Origin of the sequence: Hymenobacter sp. DG25A, from assembly GCF_001280305.1 — a bacterium.
Lineage (GTDB): Bacteria > Bacteroidota > Bacteroidia > Cytophagales > Hymenobacteraceae > Hymenobacter.
The window spans coordinates 91,207-112,997 of the sequence record NZ_CP012623.1; the positions used below are offsets into that span (position 1 = coordinate 91,207).

A 21,791-nucleotide genomic window follows, 5' to 3' on the forward strand; every position below is an offset into this window, starting at 1 on the left:
CGAAGTGAAGCAGCAACTGACTATAAGCAAATGATACATATTCAGGACTTACATCTGGAAGCTGAAATACTGCCTTTATTCAACTATACCCAAAATGCCGATGCTGAGGATGCTTTAAGCAAGTTGTTGAGTGAATTACCGTCTTCAGTCGAGTTGATTCAGGAGAAGCAAGCAGTTATTAAAGCCTTTTTGGACAACTGGTCAGTGCTTGCTGATTTCTCTTATCAGAAAATTCATTTTCAGGAAGTGCGGGCTTTTCTGCTGGATGTTAGCAATGGTCGGGTTAGATTAGAAGATAACAGGTTCAGGCTCAGTGTTAAGCTGTTGTTTTCGGAGAAGGAGCGCTATACAAGCCGGGCCCGTTACGTTCAGACTATTTCCTTTCTACACCGGCTGCAGCAGCAATATGTGCTGCAACTTACTGTATCAGGGTTTCCCGCTAGCTTTCGGCCGATACTAGAGAAGCTGGTCCGGTTTCTGCACCGCTTTATTCTGCCAATTACTGCCCTGGCTATTCAGCAGGACTCTTTTTCAGTTGCCCAAATGGTACGCTTTGCCCGGCAACTACAAGCCGTTAGCCCCGAGGAAGTAAGCGCATTCTGGCAGGCATTCTATGTGTTTGAAGCATACTGGTCCTTAGCGAAAGGGATGCTCCGTTACGGCTTTGTTTTTCCCATCTTTCAGGATAACGGATTGACCCTGGAGCAGTTCTATCATCCCATCTTGGCGCTACCTGTCAAGAATACCCTGGTTCTGAAGCCAACTGATTCGGTACTAATTCTGACCGGACCTAATATGGCCGGCAAGTCTACCTTACTCAAAGCTATAGGCTTGTGTGTGTATTTGGCCCATGTAGGAGTAGGAGTGCCGGCGGCAGCCTGCCAATTACCCTTTTTTCATTCTATAGTGGTAGCCATCAACCTGACCGATAGTCTGAAAAATGGGTATAGCCACTTTATGGCGGAAATACAGAACCTGAAAGCAGTAGTACAGGCAGCACAACGGCCAGGCCGAACGTTTGCCGTCTTTGATGAGCTTTTTCGGGGCACTAATGTGGATGACGCATTGGATATTACCCAAGCAACGATTGAAGGACTGGCCAGCTCTCAGGGTTCCTATTTTATGGTTTCCACTCACTTACTACAACTGGAAAGCCGGCTAACAATACAGCCAAGTATTCATGCTTATTCTATAGAATGTTTGTTGGAAGAGCAGGTTCCACGTTTTACCTACCGTCTGCTACCGGGGTGGTCAAGCCTAAGAATTGGTAAACTACTCTTTGAAAAAGAAGGCCTTTATGAATTGCTGAGGCCATACGCATAGCCGTTATGGCGCCTCCATATACTCCACCCGCGCCCCACTCTCATTCACCGTCATCCTGGCTTGCCGGCCACAAATCAGAGCCATGTTCTCGGGCTCATGGCCAACGGGGAAGCCGTAGGCCACCGGGAAATTATACCGGCGGGCGTAGGTATCAATGATTTCGTAGGGAGTTTGGCCAAAGGGCACGAGGTTATCCTGGGGGTTGCTGAAGTGGCCTACCAGCAGCCCGGCCAGATGGCAGAGCTTGCCGGTGCGGTCCAGGTGCACCAGCATCCGGTCTATGGAATAGAGATACTCGTCGGTGTCTTCCAGAAACAGAATCCGGCCATCGGTAGGGCAGTCGGAGGCAGTACCGGTCAGGTTTTGCAGCAGGCTGAGGTTGCCGCCTATCAACTCGCCCTCGGCCGTGCCGAAACGGTTAAGCGACTGTGGCGCCACGGTATAGATTATTGGTGCGCCAAACAACGCCCGCCGCAGGCTTTCCAGTGCTTCCTCGCCGCCGGGCTGGTGAAAGAGCAACGGCATCACGCCATGAATACTCTGGTGCCCCAGGCGCAGCAGGTGACAGTTAAGCGTGGTGATATCCGAGAAGCCGGCTACCCATTTCGGGTTCTCTGCAAAGCGGGAAAAGTCCAGCTGGTCAATGATACGCGGGGTGCCGTAGCCGCCGCGCGCAATCAGAATAGCCCGGATGCCGGGGTCGTCCAACTGGTGCTGAAAGTCGCGCCGCCGCACTTCATCGTCGCCGCCAAACTGATGGTGGGCAATATTCGTGCTTTCGCCCAGTACTACTTCCAGGCCCCAACCGGTAAGCGTAGCCACGGCGGCGGCCAGCTCTTCGTGAGAGGCTTTACGGGCCGTACATACAATGGCCACCCGGTCTTGGGGGCGAAGCGGGTCAGGAGCGGTGGGCATAGCGCAGTAAGATGAACTGGGCAAACCTACGCAACAAAAGCCGGAGCGCAGGCAGCTGGCATCAGCAAAAAAGCCCCGGCAAAGGCCAGGGCTGCTCCATTCTATTTTCAGGCGGCGAGGCTACCTCAGATGACGCGTAAGCTAAGCACTTCCATGGTTAGCTTCCATTGGCCATCGGTGCGGCGCCATACGTGCAGAAACTGGCCCCGCTCGGGCAGCTGCCCGATATAGCCGATGGAATAGCCCCAGTCGCCCGCCGCCGATACCTCCGTTTTTACCGGCTGCAGCAGCAGCGCTTGGGTAGAGGTTTTAGCTAGTGCCCAGGCGGCCGTATTCAGAAACGGCTGCTCCCCTTCGCGCAGCAGGCGCAACTCCTGCGTGGGCCCCAGCACTGGCTGATACGCCTGGCGCAGGCACTTTTTGGCCCGGCTGGCAAAATCCGCTTCTACCTGCGCCAATTCAGCCCGGCGCCTGGCCGTGTCTGCCGGTGCCGATTCCTGCTTGAGGGCATATCGGACGGGCCGGAGCTGCTCGGCGGCTGGTTTGGCAGGGGCCGCGTGGCTTATGCCGCCATCGTACACGGCCTCCCAGCTGCCGGAATCCGTCTTGCGCCAGATGGTGGCAAAGTTGCCGAACCGCGTAGGCGCATCGGCCAGGGTATTCGGCCGAAAATCCCAGGGGCCGGTGGTCACGCCCAGGTCACCGGAGGCGGCAATATCGGCAAACACGGGGCGCCAGATTAAGCGCCCGGGCTCCTCTGGTGCCTGGCCATAAATGTCGCGGCCCCGCATAAACTGGCCTTTATGCAGCAGAAACGCATTGCCGAGGTATTTGCCGAAGGCGTTTTGCACGGAATGCTCCTGACCATAGGCGGCAAAGGTGCGCTCCGCTTCCACCAACGTTTCAAAGTCGTTGCGCACGGTTTTATCGCGCAGTGCGGCCGGGGTGGGCTGGGCGCACCAGCCCGCTACCAGGCTGAAAAAGGGCAGAAGCAGAGCGGCAAGCATAGGGCAAAGCGGTAAGAACCAAGAACACCTTTTCGGCCCAGGTAAATGCCTGAGCCATTTGGTTTTTCAAGGATGAAAAACCCGGCTCGATTCCATACTGGAATATACACATTCCCTGACTTAATTAAGTGCCGGCCTTACCCTTGGCCCTTGGCCTGCTCGTTATTGCGCCAGCGCAGATTCTGCCACCTGCTGCGCTACCTCCGTGATACGGATTGGCCCGGTGCGCACTACCAATGCTCCGGCTTGCCGCAAGTTTTCCCGTTGCTCCAGTAGCGTGGCCAGCGTAGTGTAGCCTACGGCAAAATACCCCTCCGGCCCGCTCCCTTCCACCGAAACATCCGTCAACGTCAGGGCTTCGAGCACGTTTTCTTTCGGTGTGCGCAGATAAATTTCCACCGCCAGATTGTTGGTGAAGGCCGGCGCTGTCTGCCGGAGCTTGGTATAGCCATAGGCCTGTTGGCGTTGCAAGGCGGCCAAGTCCGATAGAACGGCGGAGCCAGTGGGGTGCCCGCCGGCCCCGCGGCCCCGCAGAAACTGCGTACCGGCAAACGCCGCCTCTACGGATACCCCATTGAACTCATGCTCTACGGTATACAAGGGGGAATCTGCCGCCACAAAGGTGGGCGCTACCAGCGCCGTTACGCGGCCATCGGGCAGCTGCTCCAGGGTGGCTACTACTTTTATTTTATGGCCCTGAGCCTGCGCGTAGGCAATATCGGTGGGCGTAATGGCTTCAATGCCCAGGTGCAGCACCTGTTCCGGCTGCAGAAGTAAGCCGTAGGCGTGGGCCGCCAGAATAACGGCTTTGGAACGCGGGTCGAAAGCCGCCATGTCCAGGGTGGGGTCGGTTTCGGCGAAGCCCAGCAGCTGGGCTTCAGCCAGGGCGGCGGCGTAATCCGTGCCTTCCTGGGTCATGCGCGTGAGCACATAGTTGGAGGAGCCATTCAGAATGCCGCTGACCGAGCGCAGGGGCTCACTGCCGAAATGGGCATCCAGCGTGCGCAAAATGGGAATGCTGCCGCACACGCTGGCTTCATACAGCAGTGTGCCGCCAAACTGCTCCTGTAGCTGCACCAGTTCGGGCAGGTGGCGGGCCAGCATGGCCTTATTGGCGGTTATCACGCGGCGGCCCTGCTGCAGGGCGGCCTTCACCAGCCGGAAAGCTTCGGCGGCGTCATCAATTACCTCTATTAATACGTCCAGCTCCGGGTCATCCAGCAGGGCATCGGCGTGGTATTCAAACCGGTGAGCGGGCAGGGGGCGGGTTTTGGCGGGGTTCTTTACCGCAATGCGCCGTACTTCCGCCCCAAACTCCGGCAGCTGCTGCAGAATATCATACAGGCCCTGGCCTACGCAGCCAAAGCCCATGAGGCCAATGCGCAGGGGCGAGTGAACGGTGTCCGGCAGGCTAGTGTGCGAAGGTCTGGGCATGAAATCGTTCGAGAAAATGCGTGATTTGGTCGGTTTCAATCAGGAATCCGTCGTGGCCGAAGCGGGACTCTATTTCTGCATACATGGCTCCCGGGATATGGCGCGCCAGCAGGCGCTGCTCCGTTGGCGGAAAGAGCACATCGGAGCTGATGCCGATGATGAGCGTGCGGGCTTTAATGCCGCTCAGAGCCGTTTCAATACTTTCCCGGCCGCGCCCCAGGTGGTGCGAGTCCATGGCTTTGGAAAGCACCACGTAGGTATAGGCATTGAAGCGGGCTACCAGCTTGTTGCCCTGGTATTGCTGATAAGCACTGGCCCGAAAATCCTCCAGCGTGTCATCGGCCGGCTCGGCCTGCGTTTGGTGGTAGGCATCGTAGCTGCGGTAGCTGAGCAGCGCCATAGCCCGGGCCGCCTTCAGGCCGCGCTGCCCCCCGGTTGGGGAGGACTGGTGGTAGGTTTCATCGGCCAGAATAGCCAGCCGCTGGGCCTCATTAAACGCAATGCCCCAGGGAGAGTGCCGGGCATTGGTGGCCAGCACTACCAGGTGCGCAAACACCCCGGGCTGCTGCACGGCCCACTCCAGCGCCTGCTGTCCGCCCAGAGAACCGCCAATGAGAGTATGAACCTGGGTTAAACCCAGATGCTGGCGCAACTGCTCATGGGCCGCCACCAGGTCACGGACGGTAAGCAGGGGAAACTCCTGGTACCAGGGCCGGGTGGTTTGGGGGTGCACAGTGAGCGGACCCGTAGAGCCGTAGCAGGAGCCCAGCACGTTGGCACACACGATAAACCAGTCGGCGGGGTCGAAGTAGCAATTATCCCCGAACAGCCCCGGCCACCAGTCCAGCACCTCGGCATTAGCCGTGAGGGCGTGGCATACCCAGACGACGTTGTCGCGGGCTTCATTCAGGGTGCCGTAGGTGCGGTAGGCCACCTGGGCGCCGGGCAGCAGCCCACCACCTTCCAGCGGCAAAGGCTGGGGGAGCGTAAATATGAAGTCTTCAGGCATGATATATCCGGAAGGAAATTCCTAATCGGCGCTGCCCGCCTGGGCAGCGCCGTGATAGAAAGGGTTGGGCCCAAATGTCGGCGAGTCCTAGTCCCACCCAATAGACTCTTAAGTGCCGGCGGAGCCCAACCCATATGTTGAGTTGCCAGTTGCCAGTTGTGAGTTGCCGGTTGCCAGGATTCTTTTGAACGAACGGGTAACCGATAACTCACAACTGGCAACTGATATTAAACCTCCAGCGGCTGCGCGTGCTCGGCCTTGGGCTCCAGCAGGGTAGTGCTGGTTTCCTTGGACTGCGGCACATCTTCCCGAACGGCTTCAAAAGCCTGGGCCAGGTCGGCACGAATGTCTTCAAAGTGCTCAATGCCCACGGACAGGCGCAGCAGCGTGGGCAGTACCCCGGCCGCCAGTTGCTCCTGCTCGGAAAGCTGCTGGTGCGTGGTAGCGGAAGGCTGAATGATGAGCGTTTTGGCGTCGCCTACGTTGGCCAGGTGACTCACCAGCTTCAGGTTGTCAATAAAACGGGTAGCCGTATCCTTGGAGCCGCGGATGCTAAAGGTGAGCACGCCCCCGGCTCCTTTGGTCAGATATTTCTGCGCCAAGGCGTAGTAGGGGCTGCTTTTCAGGCCGGGGTAGTTTACCTTCTCTACCTGGGGGTGCTGCTCCAGCCAGGTAGCAATGCGTTGCGTGTTTTCCACGGTGCGCTCCAGACGCAAACTCAGGGTTTCCAGCCCCTGCAACAGCAGGAAGGAGTTGAACGGACTCTGCGAAGGGCCGAAGTCCCGCAGGCCTTCTACCCGTGCCCGAATGATGAAGGCAATGTTGCCGAACGGGCCGTTTTTGCCGAACACATCATTGAATATGAGGCCATGGTAGCCTTCTGATGGTTCCGTAAACTGTGGAAACTTGCCATTGCCGAAGTCATACTTGCCGCCATCCACAATCACGCCGCCAATGCTGGTGCCGTGCCCGCCAATCCACTTGGTAGCCGATTCTACCACAATGTGCGCGCCATGCTCCAGGGGGCGGAACAGGTAGCCGCCCGCACCAAACGTGTTGTCTACAATCAGCGGCAGGTCATACTTGTTGGCAATGGCAGTAATGCGCTCAAAATCAGGCACGCTGAAGCTGGGGTTGCCAATGGTTTCCAGGTACAGGGCCTTGGTGTTGTCGTCAATCAGGGCCTCAAAGCTCTCGGGCTTGTCGCCATCGGCAAACCGGGCCTCTATGCCCAGGCGCTTGAAGGCTACTTTAAACTGATTGTAGGTGCCCCCATAGAGAAAGGAGGAGGAAACAAAGTTGTCGCCGGCCTGCAGAATGTTGTTGAGTGCAATGAACTGCGCGGCCAGCCCCGAGGACACGGCCAGCGCGGCTACTCCACCTTCCAGCGCCGCAATACGCTGCTCAAACACGTCAGTGGTCGGGTTCATCAACCGGGTGTAGATGTTGCCGAATTCCTTGAGGGCAAACAGGTTAGCGCCATGCTCTGCGTTTTTGAATACGTAGCTGCTGGTCTGATAAATTGGGACGGCGCGGGAACCGGTTACGGGGTCAGGCTGCTGGCCGGCGTGGAGTTGGAGTGTCTCGAAATGCAGGTTCTGAGTAGACATAATGGGTCTGTATTTAAAGAAGAATTTTTTGACTGGGGAAGGCGCCAGGGGGCGCAAAATGGCCACGACGAAGCGTAGCGGAAACCCTCCTGAAACCGGCTAAAGCAAGCGGATTGCGGCGGTTAGGATGCAGTTTGCCTCATGGAATGCCAAGGGGCATTACCAATCAGGGCTAAACAGGAAAAGAGAGGAGGGGTGCTGGAGGGAGCCGGATTTAAGCGGCTAGCAACAGCAACAACACGCGCTGCAACAGCAGCGCATTCGCATTCGCGCAGCGGCGAAGGCGGAAACACAGACATCCGTTGAGGTGCCGGGACGCAACGAGGCGGCCGGAGCAAACGGATACGATAAGGCGAAAGCGAGGGTGTTTTCCATGGCACTCAACTTATATCTCCCGCCAGCAACAGCTGGTCTGGGCAGGAATTGGCACCTTTCGCGCGGTCGAAGGTTGCCAGTGGGTCACGGAGCCTGTTCTCTCGCCACTTCTGTATAAATCCTATGAAAACTGCCCCGCCGCGAGCGGGGGAGTACCGGGTTGGTGAGGGCAAATGTAAGCGCCAGATTCAGAACTCAAAATTTTAAGCGCATTTTTTTTAACCGCTTTGGCTTAAAATGAAACAAGCTATACGCAGCTGAATGCACAAAAAAACGCCGCCCTGCGGAGCAGAGCGGCGTTTGGAGGAAGTAGCGTCGGAGACTAAATTTTTGGTAAAGTCAGTACCTGACCTACTTCAATATGGTCGGGGTTAGAGCCGATAGTGGCTTTGTTGGCGTCGTAAATCTGGTGCCACTTGCTGGCGTCGCCGTAGTGGTGTTTGGCAATTTTGGAGAGCGAATCACCCGATACTACGGTGTAGGTATCGCCCTGAGTAGTAGCCGCTGGCTGGTTGGCGTTGCCGAAGAAATCGGTGTTGCCAGTGGCGGGCTTATTGGCTGGCTGAACAGGTTTCTGCTCGCCTTTATTCAGAAAATCGAAGAGTCCCATGGGAGTGGTTATTTAGGAGTAGGAGAGGAGTGGAGGTACTGCATCGGCCTGATAGCCATAGGCATGTAACGCTAATCTTACGCGGTGGAACCAATTTGGTTGTTATTCCGGGAGTCAATAGACTTATCCCAACCCTTTGGAAAGCCTGTCGTAAGAAGTGGCTATCCGCCGGAAAAGCATAGCGCACCCAGCGGGTAGTTCACCTTGCAAGTTTCTCCCAACTTCACCTCCATTCCCTATGAAACTGATGCCCTTCCCGTTTCGCTATCTGGCCAGCCTGCTGGTGCTGGTGGCCCTGTTTGCTACCTCCTGTAACCAGGAAAATAAAGTAGGCGAAACCAATATGCTCTACGGTACCGACAGCAAAGTCTGGAAGACCGATAAGGAAACCACCGCCACCGGCGACAAAGTAGACCAAACCAGCGCCGACAAGAAAACCGAGCTGCGCTTCTTTGCCAACGGCAACTTCAACATGACGTCGCCCTCCCAGACCATGCAGGGCACGTACACGTTTGATCAGACCGCTAAAAAAATTACGCTCACGCCTACCGGCAGCAGCAACACTTTGTCTTTTGATGTCGTAAATCTCACCAAAGATGAAATTACCCTGCGCGCCCCCGATGGCTCGCAAATGATGCTGGAGGCCGACTAAGCTCCGGTTGAAAATCGAAGTCTGAAAAACACAAAAAAGCCTTTCTGCCACTGGTAGAAAGGCTTTTTTGTGTTGATTGGATAGGGCAGCCTGACTACGAATGCATCAGCTTCTGGGCCGTGCGACGGCCGTACACCCGCGCCACCCAGCGCGGCAGGAACACCGCGCCCAGCACCAGATATAGGTAATAGGTTACAATGCGGTAGAGCAGCACCATAAAGCTGGTCATGGTAGCCGTACCGATAAACTTGCCGAAAAACGTGGGAAAAGCACCTTCCGCAATGCCCGCCCCGCCCGGCGTAATAGCTACCAGCAGAATCACTTTGTAGGTGATGTTGCGGGCAAACATCATGGTGAATTCCTGCGCTGATACGTTCACGAAAGCCGCAATCAGGCAGCCAATAACGAGGTAGCGCGCCGTCCAGACAAAGGCCGTACTGAGGGCCGCCCGCAGCCAGTAGCCCGCGCCGTTGCCGCGCAGCTGGGCCGAGGCCCACACTACCTCATTGCCGTGCTGGTAGGCCTTAGCCCGCCAGCGCCGCAGGCCGCGCAGGGAAAACAGGCGCACCAGCAGCCGCTTCACCGACATCGGGTTGATAAAAATAGCGTACAGCATCAGCCCGGAATACACCGAAACCATGACGTAGCTCAGCCCAAAAGCTATTTTGAGTGTGGTCATGAACCCGCTTTGCAGCGACTCGGCCGGGTACAGCCCCTCGTGCGCCAACCAGACCACCAAGGGCACCATCACCACATAATACAGGTTGTCGAGCAGGGCCGTCACCATCACATACGCCACCGATTTGCCCAGCGTAATGCCTTCCTTATGCAGCAGAATGGGCGCTACCGAAGTGCCACCCACGGCTGAGGGCAGAATGCAGGACGCAAACTCCCAGATCATAATAATATCCAGGGAGGCGCGCCAGCTGAGCACCCGCTCCGATATTTCCCGGATCCGATAAACGTAGCCGGCGTCGCGGGCTACCAGCACCAGCAGGGAAATGAGCAGCCACATGGGGCTGGCGTTGCCCAGCGGGGCCAGGTCGCCGGGCTTGTAGCTGCGCCAGAACATAAAGCCCACCACTCCCAGGCCAATAAGCACGGGCAGCACAATGCGCGACGGCCGTAGCTTATCGAGCAGTTGCTGTTCCTCGGAGTCCTGGGTTACGGGCATAAGCAAGCGGTGTGGGGATAGGCAAAAGTAGCCAATATTCGGCCAGAGCTGCGTAGGGAAGATACGAAGCGGAAAACCTGTACGAGTGGGATAAACCGCTGCCCCGGAAAACTCGTACCTTTGCCCACTATGGGGATGCTATATGGTAGCTGCCCTTAACCTTTTTGCAAGGTTATCTGTTGCCCTGTTAGTTCCTGTTATTTGTTCTGACCCAAGATGATTGTTGAACCCGGTGCCCTGTTGGCAGCTATTGACTCGCCTGACGACCTGAAAAAGCTCAGCCCGGACCAGTTGGTTCAGCTAAGCCAGGAACTGCGGCAGTTCATCATTGATTCCGTTTCCATCTACGGCGGCCATTTTGGCGCCTCCCTGGGTGTAGTGGAGCTCACAGTAGCCCTGCACTACGTCTTCAACACGCCTTACGACCAGTTGGTGTGGGACGTAGGCCACCAGGCATACGGGCACAAAATCCTGACAGGGCGCCGCGAGAAATTCCCTACCAACCGCCGCTACCACGGCATGTCGGGGTTTCCGAAACGCAGCGAAAGTGAGTACGATGCCTTTGGCGTAGGCCACAGCTCTACCAGCATTGGCGCGGCCCTGGGTATGGCGGTAGCCTCAGACTATAAAGGCGAATTCGACCGGCAGCACATTGCCGTAATTGGCGACGGGGCCATGACGGCCGGTATGGCCTTCGAAGCCCTGAACCACGCCGGCGTGGAGAAATCCAACCTGCTGGTTATCCTCAACGATAACTGCATGAGCATCGACCCCAACGTGGGCGCGCTCAAAGAATACCTCACCGACATTACCACTTCCCGCACCTACAACAAGGTGCGCGATGAGCTGTGGAACGTGCTGGGCAAGCTCTCCAAGTTTGGTCCCAACCCCCAGCAGATTGCCAAGCGCGTGGAGCAGGCCATGAAGGCCACCTTGCTGAAACAGGGAAACCTGTTCGAAGCCCTCAATTTTCGCTACTTCGGCCCCGTAGATGGCCACGATGTCCAGCATCTGGCCACCATCCTGCACGATCTGAAGAGCATTCCCGGTCCCAAGCTGCTGCACTGCGTTACGGTGAAGGGCAAGGGCTATGCGCTGGCCGAGAAGGACCAGACGCTGTGGCATGCTCCCGGCCTGTTTGATAAGGTTACGGGCGAGATTCACAAGAAAACCTACTCTACGCCGCAGCCACCTAAGTATCAGGACGTGTTTGGGCACACGTTGGTAGAGCTGGCCGAGAAGAACGATAAAATCATGGGTGTGACGCCGGCTATGCCTTCGGGCTCGTCGCTGAACATCATGATGGAGGCTATGCCCGACCGCGCATTTGACGTGGGCATTGCCGAGCAGCATGCCGTGGTCTTTTCCGCTGGTCTGGCCACGCAGGGCCTGGTGCCTTTCTGCAATATCTACTCCTCCTTCATGCAGCGCGCCTACGACCAAGTGGTGCATGATGTCGCCCTGCAGAATCTGCACGTGGTTTTCTGCCTGGACCGCGCCGGTTTTGCCGGCGCCGACGGCCCCACGCACCACGGCTGCTACGACCTGGCCTACATGCGCTGCATCCCCAACATGGTAGTTTCGGCCCCCATGAATGAGGAAGAGCTGCGCAACCTGATGTACACGGCCTCCCTGCCCGAAAATGCCGGTCCGTTCAGCATCCGCTACCCACGCGGCGAAGGCGTGATGCCGGAATGGCGCAAGCCGCTCAAAAAGCTCACCATTGGTACCGGCCGCGTAGTGCGCGAGGGCGAAGGGGTAGCAGTGCTCAGCATTGGCCACATTGGCAACTATGCCGTGAAAGCCACCCAGCAGCTGCTTGCCGAGGGCCTCAACCCCGGGCACTACGATATGCGCTTCTGCAAGCCGCTGGATGAGGAAATGCTGCACAACATCCTGCGCCAGTACAAAGCCATTGTAACCGTAGAAGATGGCTGCCTGCAAGGCGGCTTCGGTGCGGCCGTGCTGGAGTTTATGGCCGACCACGGCTACAGTCTGCCCGTGAAGCGCCTCGGCATCCCGGACCGCATTGTAGAGCACGGTACTCAGGACGAGCTGTACAAAGAGTGTGGTTTCGATGCCGATGGTATTGCTGCTGCGCTACGCGAGATGAGCGGGAAAGTGGTAGCAGCCGTACCCAGAACCACGGTTTTGCTGTAATATTTGCCAGTAATAGTTTTTCAAAGCCGAAGCAGCGCCAGCTGCTTCGGCTTTTTCTTTTTACGTCAACCTGGATGAAGTGACATTTCTATTTGGCATCCAGGTCATAAGCGTTTGTTGACTGTCCTGAAAGTGACGATTACAATTTTAAAGGGATGGTATTATCATCCCTGACCTGATGAAAGTAGTCGTCGAAATAGGCTTGAAAATTTGTCGCAATTCATTGAACTTTTTGTGGAGCATTGAATAATATTTATATATATAAATCTAATATATATTGCTGTAAATGAGGTAAATAAGTTATTTTACTCTGTTGCACAGTCATTAGGGGGAAGCTCGCGTATTGCAGGAAATTCAGTTTCCGCCCTCTTTGTAAAACCTGCAATATGAAAAATATATACGCGTTTTTGACCTTTCTACTGCTCTTGCTTGGCTCAGTGAGCATAGGTTATTCTCAAGGAAATAGTGGTAACAACGGGGGCGGTGGCACTCCAGGTGGTGGCGGCACTCCAGGTGGGAATAACTGTTCCGGCCAGTTTACCATTTCTTTCCCGTCTAACTCAGCTACTGCTGTAAATGGCGTGGAAACAGTTTCCGTAAATAATGGCTCTGGCGACATTACCAGTTACTACTGTCCTTCTCTGGTATCCACCTCTTCTCAGGTTGTTGTTACCCCGATAACGAATACCATTTTTATACTCTACAAAGGTGCTGGCACCGATACCGTGAGAGTAAACAAGCAGTATGTGCCAATTGATGCAACTTATACGTTTGGTCTGCCTATCAACTCTGCCAATACTACCTACACGCTACGGAGCGACATCAACTGTAACAATCCTAAGACCAATATTTTTACTCTAACACTGGCTCCCACGCTCTCTATTACTGCTACGCAGAATGGCCTGCCGGTTACTGGCGCGGTTTGCCCCGGATCAACGGTAAGCCTGACTGCCATAGGTGCCACCGCAGGAGAAATATATTACCTGCGTAATTCCAGCGGCACGCTGCTGGATCAGAATCAGACGGGTGTTTTTAATGTGAATCCTACCACTTCAACTATCTATTCTATCACTACCAAGACGGATAATTGCGGTGGTGCAGATGTAGTGCAGCGAATAGCAGTAGATACCAACAACCTGACTTTAACTTCGGACGACCCGGATAATAATGTAGCTCCACTTACCCCGGTTATCCTGACAGCTGGCGGTGGTACTGCTGGTGCGTATAGCTGGACGGCTAGTGATGGTACTGTCATCACATCTTCTGGCTCCCAGGTAACGGTTTACCCCAAAACCTCAACTCAGTATACGGTGAGTGGTAATACAGCCGCAGGCAACTGCCCTACATCTGCCTCAATTATCATCACTGTGAATGGTGTGATTCTTCCGGTAGAGTTTGCCAGCTTCACGGCCATCTGGGTCGGTAAAGCCCCGCAACTGAACTGGGCTACGGCCTCCGAGAAAAGCAGTGCCTCGTTTGTTGTCGAGCGCAGCATGGACGGTTTAACTTTTGCCGCCATTGGCCAACGCGCCGGTGCCGGCAATACCACCACCCGCACTGAGTACCAGTTCTCAGATGTGAGCCTGTCGACCTCTATGGCCGGCACGGTATACTACCGTCTGCGGCAGGTGAATACCGATGGTACTTTCAGCTATTCAGCTATCAAAACCCTGCAGGTGGCTACCAGCCGGATCAACTTCAAAGCCAGTGTTTACCCAAACCCCTCTGCCCGGGTTGTTACCGTGGAGGTGGAAGCTTTAGGTGCCGAGGCCATCACCTGCACGGTGCATGACGCGCTGGGCAAGCAGATGCTGACACGCACAGTTACGGCTTCAGGTGCAGGTCTGCAGGAAATCAGCCTGCCGGAGGCCGCTTCGCTGCGGGCCGGTATCTACTACCTGACGGTGCGCCAAGGCACGCAACAGCAGGTGCTCAAGCTTAGCCGGAAGTAGTAACTCGCCTTACTTTTAATGGTTAACACACAAAGGCCAGGTCGGAAATGACCAGGCCTTTGTGTGTGTGGGTGGCTTGTTCAAAAACACTCACACTTAACCTAACAAGGTAAAGTTTGAGTTGTGCTGACATTAATTATGGTGAACAGTGAGGGCTTTGTAATAGGATAATTTCTCTTGGTGCCAACAGATAATATATTTCATAACTATTCTTATACCTGCTTATACTCTCTTAATAAGCAGATATAAAACATTATAGCATACTCTTATATTAATAAGGTAATTTTGCATATTGAAATAAACTAAGTTGAATGCATCTCCAAACCTTCTCTACTATGAAAACATTGTACCGCTTTTTTGCACTAATTGTGCTGTTAGTTACCGGAACAGCAGGTAATGTACTTGCACAGTGTTCAGGGCAATTTTCACTTACATATCCAGGAGGCACCCCAACTGCTTATAATAATGGCAGTAATGATGCTCCTATTACATACTGCCCGGATGGCACAGGTAATGCTACCATTACTATAATCGAAGGTACCAATACTGGTGGAGGTACCACGAGAGTTTATACTGGGCTTCTGTTTGAAGGTAAAGGGCAAAGTGCTGGGCTTCCCATAGGTGCGACTCCTATTGCTACTGTGACTACTGCTTCAGATGCTAGCGCACCTATAACGCTGAATGTGAGTTCTTCTTCTACTACGGATTATACCTTCGTTCACACCATTGGATGTAGTAATAACAAATTCATCTATGTGCGAGTAAGTCTGCAGCCTTCTCTCTCACTCGCGGCGAGTGCAAATGGGGCGCCTGTTACTGGGACAGTTTGCCCCGGCACTGCGGTCCAGCTCACGGCTTCGGGAGCCCCGGCTGGTTCCACTTATACTTTTCGGGATAATACGGGAGCAATTATTGGCAGTAATGACACGGGTGTTTTGCCGGTGACCCCTACTACGTCCACTACTTACTCCGTCACTGCTAATGTGCCTACCTGTGGTAATAATGCTATAACGCAGGTAATCCAGATTACGACTCCGGTTTCCATTGCCTCATCCGATGTCGACCGTGTAGTAACTTCCGGTCAAACGGTAACCCTGACTGCACAAGGCGGTACCAGCGGTAGCTATGTATGGACGCAAACCATCAATGGCACCACTACTCCGCTGGCCAGCACGGCAGGCAACACGCTGGATGTAAATCCGCTGGTGACCACGCAGTATTCTGTTAGCAGAACAGGTACTAACTGCGGCCCGGCCAGCCTGACGCTTACTGTGCCACAAGTCCTCCCCGTAGAGTTTGCGAGTTTCAATGCCGCTTGGGCAGGAAAAGCCCCACAGCTGAACTGGGCCACGGCCTCCGAGAAAAGCAGCGCCTCCTTCGTAGTAGAGCGCAGCCTGGACGGGCTAACCTTCACTACCATCGGCCAGCGCGCCGGTGCCGGCAGCACCACTACCCGTAATGAGTATAGCTTTACGGATGCCGGTCTGCCTTCCTTCGCTACGGGTACGGTGTACTACCGTCTGCGCCAGGTTAACACCGATGGCACATTTGCCTATTCCAGCGTAGCAACGCTGCAGGTCCGTACGGGCAAAGCCAACTTCAAAGCTTCAGCCTTCCCTAACCCGTTTGAGAAGAATGTGGCAGTAGAAGTGGAATCCCTAGGCGCTGGTCCTATTGTCTTCACTGTGTACGATGTATTGGGCAAGAAACTGCTGACGCGCACAGTAACGGCGCCGGGTATGGGTATGCAGAAAGTAGGCTTGCCAGAAGCAGCTACTCTGCGTGGTGGTGTATACTACCTCACCATCCGTCAGGGTGCTCAGCAGCAAGTATTGAAACTGAGCCGTAAGTAGGCGGTAGGTCAATCTTACGACCAACAAAAAGACCAGGTACGGAAACGTCCTGGTCTTTTTGTTGGTCGTTTTCTTTAGGCCTAGTTAAGACCAGATCCGTTATGGGCCTGGTCTTTTGCTATTTTCTAAGTGAGCCTTAGCACTATGGTCCCCAAAGAATAACCCTTATAGGTGATGTGGCCGGGTAGAAAAAACAGGATAATTCTATTCTTTTCTGTCTTGGGTAAAAAAAATTTTTACCCAAGACAGAAAAGAATAGAATTATCCCTCCCCCAAATCTTCAAACATGCTCAAAACCATAGACAGGGAAATATTCACTACAGTTTCCGACATTCATAGTAAAGTATTATTCGCTGAAGGGGTTAATTTAAATGATTATAATTATAATATTTATTTGATAAATAATAAAAATATATAATAATTCCATGTCCACATATTTAGTATTAATAATACAGAATAAATGAATGATAATATATTAATATGGATATCAGCGTTTCGTAGTAACTTTGGACGTTCGTAAAGATGCTATTCTAAACCCTGTTGCTTCCTGTATATGAGGACATTGTACAAATTACTGGGCTCTTTCCTGCTGCTCTTCTACTTCTTTTCCACTTCTGATGCTTTAGCGGCATCATGTTCTAACCAGATTAAGGTAAATTACTATAATCCGGACGGAACCTCGGCACCAACTGTCACCATCAATAATGGTTCGTCAGGCGCCCCGATACCCGTTTGTTCGAACGTAGGTACCTCTACCATCCTTTATGTATCTTCTACTTCTGATGCAAAGTTATCCCTATACCGGTTGGATGGTACCACAGAGGTCCTCATTACCAGTGGTGTAAGAGCTGCCGATGCGCAAATAGCTTTTACAGTTACTCCCACTACTAATACACGGTACCGGATCCGGTCACAAGCACAATCTTGTAGCGGTGGCACAACCGATAACTACGGTGATGTTACGCTGCAGCCATCTCTGGGGGTTACGTCAAGCGTAGCCAGTTTATGCTCCGGAGGGCCCGTTACGTTAATCGCTACTGGTTCTCAGTCGGGCGTTTATGCTTGGTATATCGGTGGCGTTTTACAAAGCGAAACGGGAACAACTATTACCCGCACCCTGACTGCCACTACCACTTTTACGGTAACAGCTTTCACCAACAGCACGTGCGGCAACAGCAGCCAGGAAATTACCGTTCCGGTAAATAGCCTCACGGTTACGCCTATCACCAACACAGTTTGCTCCGGGGCAGCAGCAACCTTTACGGCTACCTATTCCGGAAGCGCCGCCACTTTCAGGTGGTATAATTCGGCGGGAACACTCGTGCAGACAACGGGGCCCGGTATCTCTTCTACGTTTACTACCGGCAACTTAACTACCGCCACTACCTACCGTGTAGATGCAACTACTGCTGATTGCAGCACTACGTTAACCCAAAACCTAAGCGTAGCCATTGCGCCTATTACCGCCACTATTACGCCCAGCACCACTATCGTATGTAATAATGGCGCGGTTACCCTGACTGCTGGCTCCAATAATGCCAATGCCACATACCAGTGGTTAAGCTCCAGTACTGCCAATGGTACGTTCACCAATATCTCTGGTGCTACAGGCCCTACTTATAGCTTTGTTGCTGGTAGCCCCGCCCCTGACCTGTTTTACCAGGTAACGGCAACAGGTAGAACCGCAGCTGGTGTTGCGGTGTGCTCGGCTACCTCTGCTACTGCAACAGTTACTAAAGTTGCCTCCGCTACTAACTCGGTTTCTCCTACGGCTGCTACTGTTTGTGCCGGTACGCCTACCACACTAACGGCTACTTCCAACATTACGGGTGCTACTTATGCCTGGTACACTTCGACCTCAAGCCAGGTACTTTCCACTTCCGCTACTTATACACCCAGCCCTACTACAACTACTACTTATAAAGTTGACATTGTTACCAGCTGCGGAACACAAACCCTGAGTTCGGTAATAACCGTGAATCCCTTGCCAACGGTGACGGCCACGGCTTCGCCGACGGCCGTGTGCGCCGGGGTGAACAGCCAGCTGACAGCCAGCGGGGCGACTACCTACAGCTGGTTGCCGGCCACGAACCTGAGCAATGCGAGCATTGCCAACCCGGTCTTTAACTCCAGCACAGCGGGCACTTATACCTACACCGTCACGGGCACCAACGCCAATGGCTGCGTGAATACGGCCACGGTGACTGTCACGGTCAATGCCCTGCCGGTAGTGACCATTACCCCGGCTGCCCCCGCTACCTGCGCCGGCACCCCGGTGCAGCTGACGGCCAGCGGCGCTACTTCGTACAGCTGGTTGCCGGCCACCAACCTGAGCGCAGCCAACATTGCCAACCCGGTGTTCACTTCCAGCACGGCGGGTACTTACACTTACACGGTCACGGGCACCAACGCTAGTGGCTGCACAAGTACCCAGACGGTCACCGTCACGGTCAATCCGACGCCAGTGGTGTCTGCCTTAACGAGCAACAACCCCGTGTGCGCGGGCAATAGCGTGAACCTGGTAGCAACGGCTACCAATGCCGCCAGCTATACCTGGAGCCGTACCCTGAACGGGGTTACCACTGCACTAGGGACGACTACAACCAACACGCTGAGCACGCAAGCCCCGGCAGTAACCAACTCGACGGTGTATACCTATGCCGTATTCGCGACAAGTAGCGCCGGCTGCGCCTCGGTTGAACGTACTGTGGCCGTAACAGTCAACCCACTGCCGACTATTACGGCTATTACGTCTAACCCTGCTTCGCCCATTTGCATAGGCACTCAAATCACACTCACTACAACAGGTACTAATGTTTCCAGTTATCGGTGGCGTAGCAGACCAGCAGGGTCAACTACATACACCACGTTGACTGGAGAAACGTCCGCTTCACTAATAACTACACCAACTGAAAGTACAACATATGAGGTAGTAGGTATTAGCAGCTTCGGTTGTTCTCAAACTAGTCCACGCACACTCACCATTAATGTGAACCCATTGCCGACGGTGTCGGTGACTCCGGCCGCGCCGGCTTATTGCGCTGGCGGGTCGACTAGCCTGACGGCCAGTGGTGCTACTTCGTACACCTGGTCGCCGGCCACGGGCCTGAGTGCGACGACAGGCGCCACTGTTACGGCAAACCCATCTGTGACGACCACCTACACCGTCACGGGCACCAACAATGGCTGCACTAACACAGCTACGGTGACAGTGACGGTTAATCCGTTGCCGACAGTATCGGCCTCGGCTGCTCCGGCCACTATCTGCGCAGGCAGCTCCTCGACGCTGACGGCTTCGACCACTAGCACAGGCACGATTACTTATAGCTGGTCCACAGGCCAGACAGGAGCTTCTATCTCTGTTAACCCGGCGGCAACGACCACTTACACGGTAACGGCCACCAACTCAGCCACGAGCTGCACGAATACGGCCACGGTGACCGTGACGGTCAATCCAACCCCGGTGGTGTCGGCCTTAACGGGCAACAGCCCCGTGTGCTCGGGCCTCAACGTGAACCTGGCAGCCACAGCCAGCAACGCCACCAGCTATACCTGGACGCGTCGCCTTGGGGCGGGGGCGGTGACCACGCTGGCCACGACCACGACCAACACGTATAGCACGCCGGCTCCGGCAGTGAGCAGCCCAACGGCTTACACCTATGGGGTGGTCGCCACCAGCAGCGCCAGCTGCGTATCAACCGAGCGTACCGTTGATGTTACGGTGAACCCCCTGCCAACCATTAGCTCCATCACATCAAACCCTGCTAATGGTGTTGTCTGCCTTAATTCTTCTATTTCATTAACCACAGCCGGAAGCAATGTTTCTAGCTACCAGTGGTCGAAACGGATAGGTACGTCAGGCGGATTTACGGTTATCACTGGCGAAACATCTGCCTCGCTGTCTGATTCGCCAACGCAGAATACTACCTATCGGGTAATAGGCACCAGCAGCTTTGGTTGCGTCGATACCGGTGCTCAGGCCTTTGATGTCACGGTGAATCCGCTGCCGACGGTTGCAGTGACACCTGCATCACCTACCATTACCCAAGGCTCTTCTACTCCTCTCACGGCCAGTGGTGCTGTTTCCTACTCTTGGTCGCCAGCAGATGGGTTGGACGTTACGACGGGAGCTACTGTAAACGCTAGCCCCAGCGCTACAACTACCTACACCGTAACAGGGACCAGTGCTTCCGGCTGCCTCAATACGCAACAGGTAACGGTAACCGTATCGAAGCCCCTGCCGGTAGAGCTTATCAGCTTCACGGCTGCCTGGACGGGTAAACACCCCACCCTGAACTGGGCTACGGCTTCTGAGCGGAACAGCGCCTACTTTGATATAGAGCGCAGCGTGGATGGCGGCCGTACCTTTAAGGTGGTTGGCCAGGTAGCCGGTGCCGGTACGGCCAGTACCCGCACAGACTACAAGTTTGACGATATGAGCCTCACCCAGGCTACCGTAGGTACCGTGTTTTACCGCTTGCGGCAGGTTGATCTGGACAAGAAGTCCAACACCTCAGTCATTCGTTCAGTGCAGGTTCCGGCGGCAGCGCAAACCTTCCAGGCTGGCGTATACCCTAACCCGTATGAAAATACGGTAACGGTGCAGTTCAACACCCTGGGTGCGGGCGCAGTGTACCTGACGGTGCATGACGTATTGGGCCAGCGCTTGCTGCAAAAAACAGTGAACTACGGCGCTGCCGGCGAGCAGGAGCTGAAACTGCCACAGGCCGCCAGCTGGCCAACCGGTGTGTACTACCTGACTATCCGCCAGGGTAATCAGCAGAAAGTAGTGAAGATGAGCCGCCGCTAATCCACCGCTTATCTGACCATAGTAAAAGCCAGGACCCACCAGGTCCTGGCTTTTTTGTTTGCTGAAGAGAGGAATTAAGGTCTCCCCAGATTTCCTACTTTTGATTTCTTATCTCTCTACTCCAACTCCCGCCATGTCCGACGCTCACCCCACGCTACTCTTCCTCCACGGCTTCGGCGAATCACGGGAGGTCTGGACGGATTTTACCCGCGGCTTTCCGGACGAGTACCGTTTGCTCACGCTAAACCTGCTGGGGCACGGCACCAACGTGCACGATATCCGGGACTACTCCATGGAAGCCCAGGCGCGCTACGTGGCGGAACAGCTACGGCAGAAAAGCGTGGAGAAGGCCCTGCTGGTGTGCCATAGCATGGGCGGCTATGTGGCGCTGGCATTTGCCGAGCGCTACCCCGAGATGGTAGCCGGTATGGTGCTATTCCACTCCACCGCCCTGCCCGATACGGAAGAGAAGAAAGCCAACCGCGACAAGAACATGGATTTCGTGCGCCGCAATGGGGTGGAGAAGTTCATGGAGTCGTTTATCCGGCCTCTGTTTGCGCCCGTGAACCGGGAGCGGCTGCTGGAGCGCCGCGAGTTTCTGGAGGATATCGGCAAAGCTACCCCGCAGGATACCGTGCTGGGCGCCCTGCAAGCCATGCGCGACCGGCCGGACCGTACGCAGGTGCTGCGCAATGCCCGGTTCCCGGTGCTGTTCGTTGTGGGAAAAGAGGATGTGGCCGTATCAGTGGAAAGCATTTTGCCACAACTGGCCCTGCCCGCGCAAAGCCATGCCCTGCTCCTGAGCAATGTAGGCCACCTGGGCTATTTTGAAGAGCCGGAAGTTACCTGCCGGGCAGTAATGAACTTCGCGGGTGGGGTGTTTGGAAAGTAACCAGCCCCGATCATT

The 21,791-nt window shown here is 54.8% G+C and carries 14 protein-coding genes and 1 riboswitch; of the genes, 7 read left to right on the forward strand and 7 right to left on the reverse strand.

The window, feature by feature from the left end; all coding sequences use genetic code 11:
• The first annotated feature begins 30 nt into the window (after positions 1 to 30).
• Positions 31 to 1,323, forward strand: coding sequence for a MutS-related protein (locus tag AM218_RS00365; protein WP_054410825.1), 1,293 nt, complete (start codon positions 31 to 33; stop codon positions 1,321 to 1,323).
• Between the two features lie 3 nt (positions 1,324 to 1,326).
• Here AM218_RS00365 and AM218_RS00370 read toward each other — a convergent pair whose 3' ends face one another.
• The 6 genes from AM218_RS00370 to AM218_RS00395 form a co-directional block, all read right to left on the reverse strand.
• The gene (locus tag AM218_RS00370; protein WP_054410827.1) at positions 1,327 to 2,238 is read right to left on the reverse strand and encodes a S66 peptidase family protein; all 912 of its coding nucleotides are present in this window, start codon (positions 2,236 to 2,238) and stop codon (positions 1,327 to 1,329) included.
• Between the two features lie 125 nt (positions 2,239 to 2,363).
• Positions 2,364 to 3,245 (reverse strand): hypothetical protein, encoded by an 882-nt coding sequence (locus AM218_RS00375; RefSeq protein WP_054410828.1) that lies wholly within the window; start codon positions 3,243 to 3,245, stop codon positions 2,364 to 2,366.
• 162 nt (positions 3,246 to 3,407) lie between these two features.
• On the reverse strand, positions 3,408 to 4,679 hold the full coding sequence (locus tag AM218_RS00380) for a homoserine dehydrogenase (protein WP_054410830.1): 1,272 nt from the start codon (positions 4,677 to 4,679) through the stop codon (positions 3,408 to 3,410).
• Complete coding sequence (gene metX / locus AM218_RS00385; RefSeq protein ID WP_054410832.1) at positions 4,657 to 5,688, reverse strand: homoserine O-acetyltransferase MetX; 1,032 nt, start codon at positions 5,686 to 5,688, stop codon at positions 4,657 to 4,659. Before metX ends, AM218_RS00380 begins: the two co-directional genes overlap by 23 nt.
• Positions 5,689 to 5,915: 227 nt before the next feature.
• Positions 5,916 to 7,298 carry an O-acetylhomoserine aminocarboxypropyltransferase/cysteine synthase family protein gene (locus AM218_RS00390; RefSeq protein WP_054415152.1) on the reverse strand — a complete coding sequence of 461 codons (1,383 nt, stop codon included), beginning with the start codon at positions 7,296 to 7,298 and terminating at the stop codon, positions 5,916 to 5,918.
• Positions 7,299 to 7,680: 382 nt separating this feature from the next.
• A riboswitch (SAM riboswitch) is annotated at positions 7,681 to 7,794 on the reverse strand.
• Between the two features lie 201 nt (positions 7,795 to 7,995).
• Positions 7,996 to 8,283, reverse strand: coding sequence for a LysM peptidoglycan-binding domain-containing protein (locus AM218_RS00395; protein WP_054410833.1), 288 nt, complete (start codon positions 8,281 to 8,283; stop codon positions 7,996 to 7,998).
• Positions 8,284 to 8,521: 238 nt separating this feature from the next.
• On the opposite strand from AM218_RS00395, the gene AM218_RS00400 reads away from it, so the two are divergent.
• Positions 8,522 to 8,935 carry a hypothetical protein gene (locus AM218_RS00400; protein ID WP_054410835.1) on the forward strand — a complete coding sequence of 138 codons (414 nt, stop codon included), beginning with the start codon at positions 8,522 to 8,524 and terminating at the stop codon, positions 8,933 to 8,935.
• Between the two features lie 94 nt (positions 8,936 to 9,029).
• Here the strand turns inward: AM218_RS00400 and AM218_RS00405 are convergent, their stop codons facing one another.
• Complete coding sequence (locus AM218_RS00405) at positions 9,030 to 10,109, reverse strand: lysylphosphatidylglycerol synthase transmembrane domain-containing protein (RefSeq protein WP_054410837.1); 1,080 nt, start codon at positions 10,107 to 10,109, stop codon at positions 9,030 to 9,032.
• A 216-nt stretch (positions 10,110 to 10,325) separates the two neighbouring features.
• On the opposite strand from AM218_RS00405, the gene dxs reads away from it, so the two are divergent.
• The 5 genes from dxs (at position 10,326) to AM218_RS00430 (ending at position 21,776) form a co-directional block, all read left to right on the forward strand.
• The gene (dxs, locus tag AM218_RS00410) at positions 10,326 to 12,269 is read left to right on the forward strand and encodes a 1-deoxy-D-xylulose-5-phosphate synthase (RefSeq protein WP_054410839.1); all 1,944 of its coding nucleotides are present in this window, start codon (positions 10,326 to 10,328) and stop codon (positions 12,267 to 12,269) included.
• 581 nt (positions 12,270 to 12,850) lie between these two features.
• Positions 12,851 to 14,221, forward strand: a complete 1,371-nt coding sequence (locus tag AM218_RS00415; protein WP_054410841.1) for a T9SS type A sorting domain-containing protein — start codon at positions 12,851 to 12,853, stop codon at positions 14,219 to 14,221.
• 941 nt (positions 14,222 to 15,162) lie between these two features.
• Positions 15,163 to 16,074 (forward strand): T9SS type A sorting domain-containing protein, encoded by a 912-nt coding sequence (locus tag AM218_RS16890; RefSeq protein WP_197273992.1) that lies wholly within the window; start codon positions 15,163 to 15,165, stop codon positions 16,072 to 16,074.
• 553 nt (positions 16,075 to 16,627) lie between these two features.
• On the forward strand, positions 16,628 to 20,884 hold the full coding sequence (locus AM218_RS16460) for an Ig-like domain-containing protein (protein ID WP_082317988.1): 4,257 nt from the start codon (positions 16,628 to 16,630) through the stop codon (positions 20,882 to 20,884).
• Positions 20,885 to 21,017: 133 nt separating this feature from the next.
• Positions 21,018 to 21,776: an alpha/beta fold hydrolase gene (locus AM218_RS00430; RefSeq protein WP_071843650.1), complete on the forward strand. Its 759-nt coding sequence runs from the start codon at positions 21,018 to 21,020 to the stop codon at positions 21,774 to 21,776.
• Positions 21,777 to 21,791 lie beyond the last annotated feature (15 nt).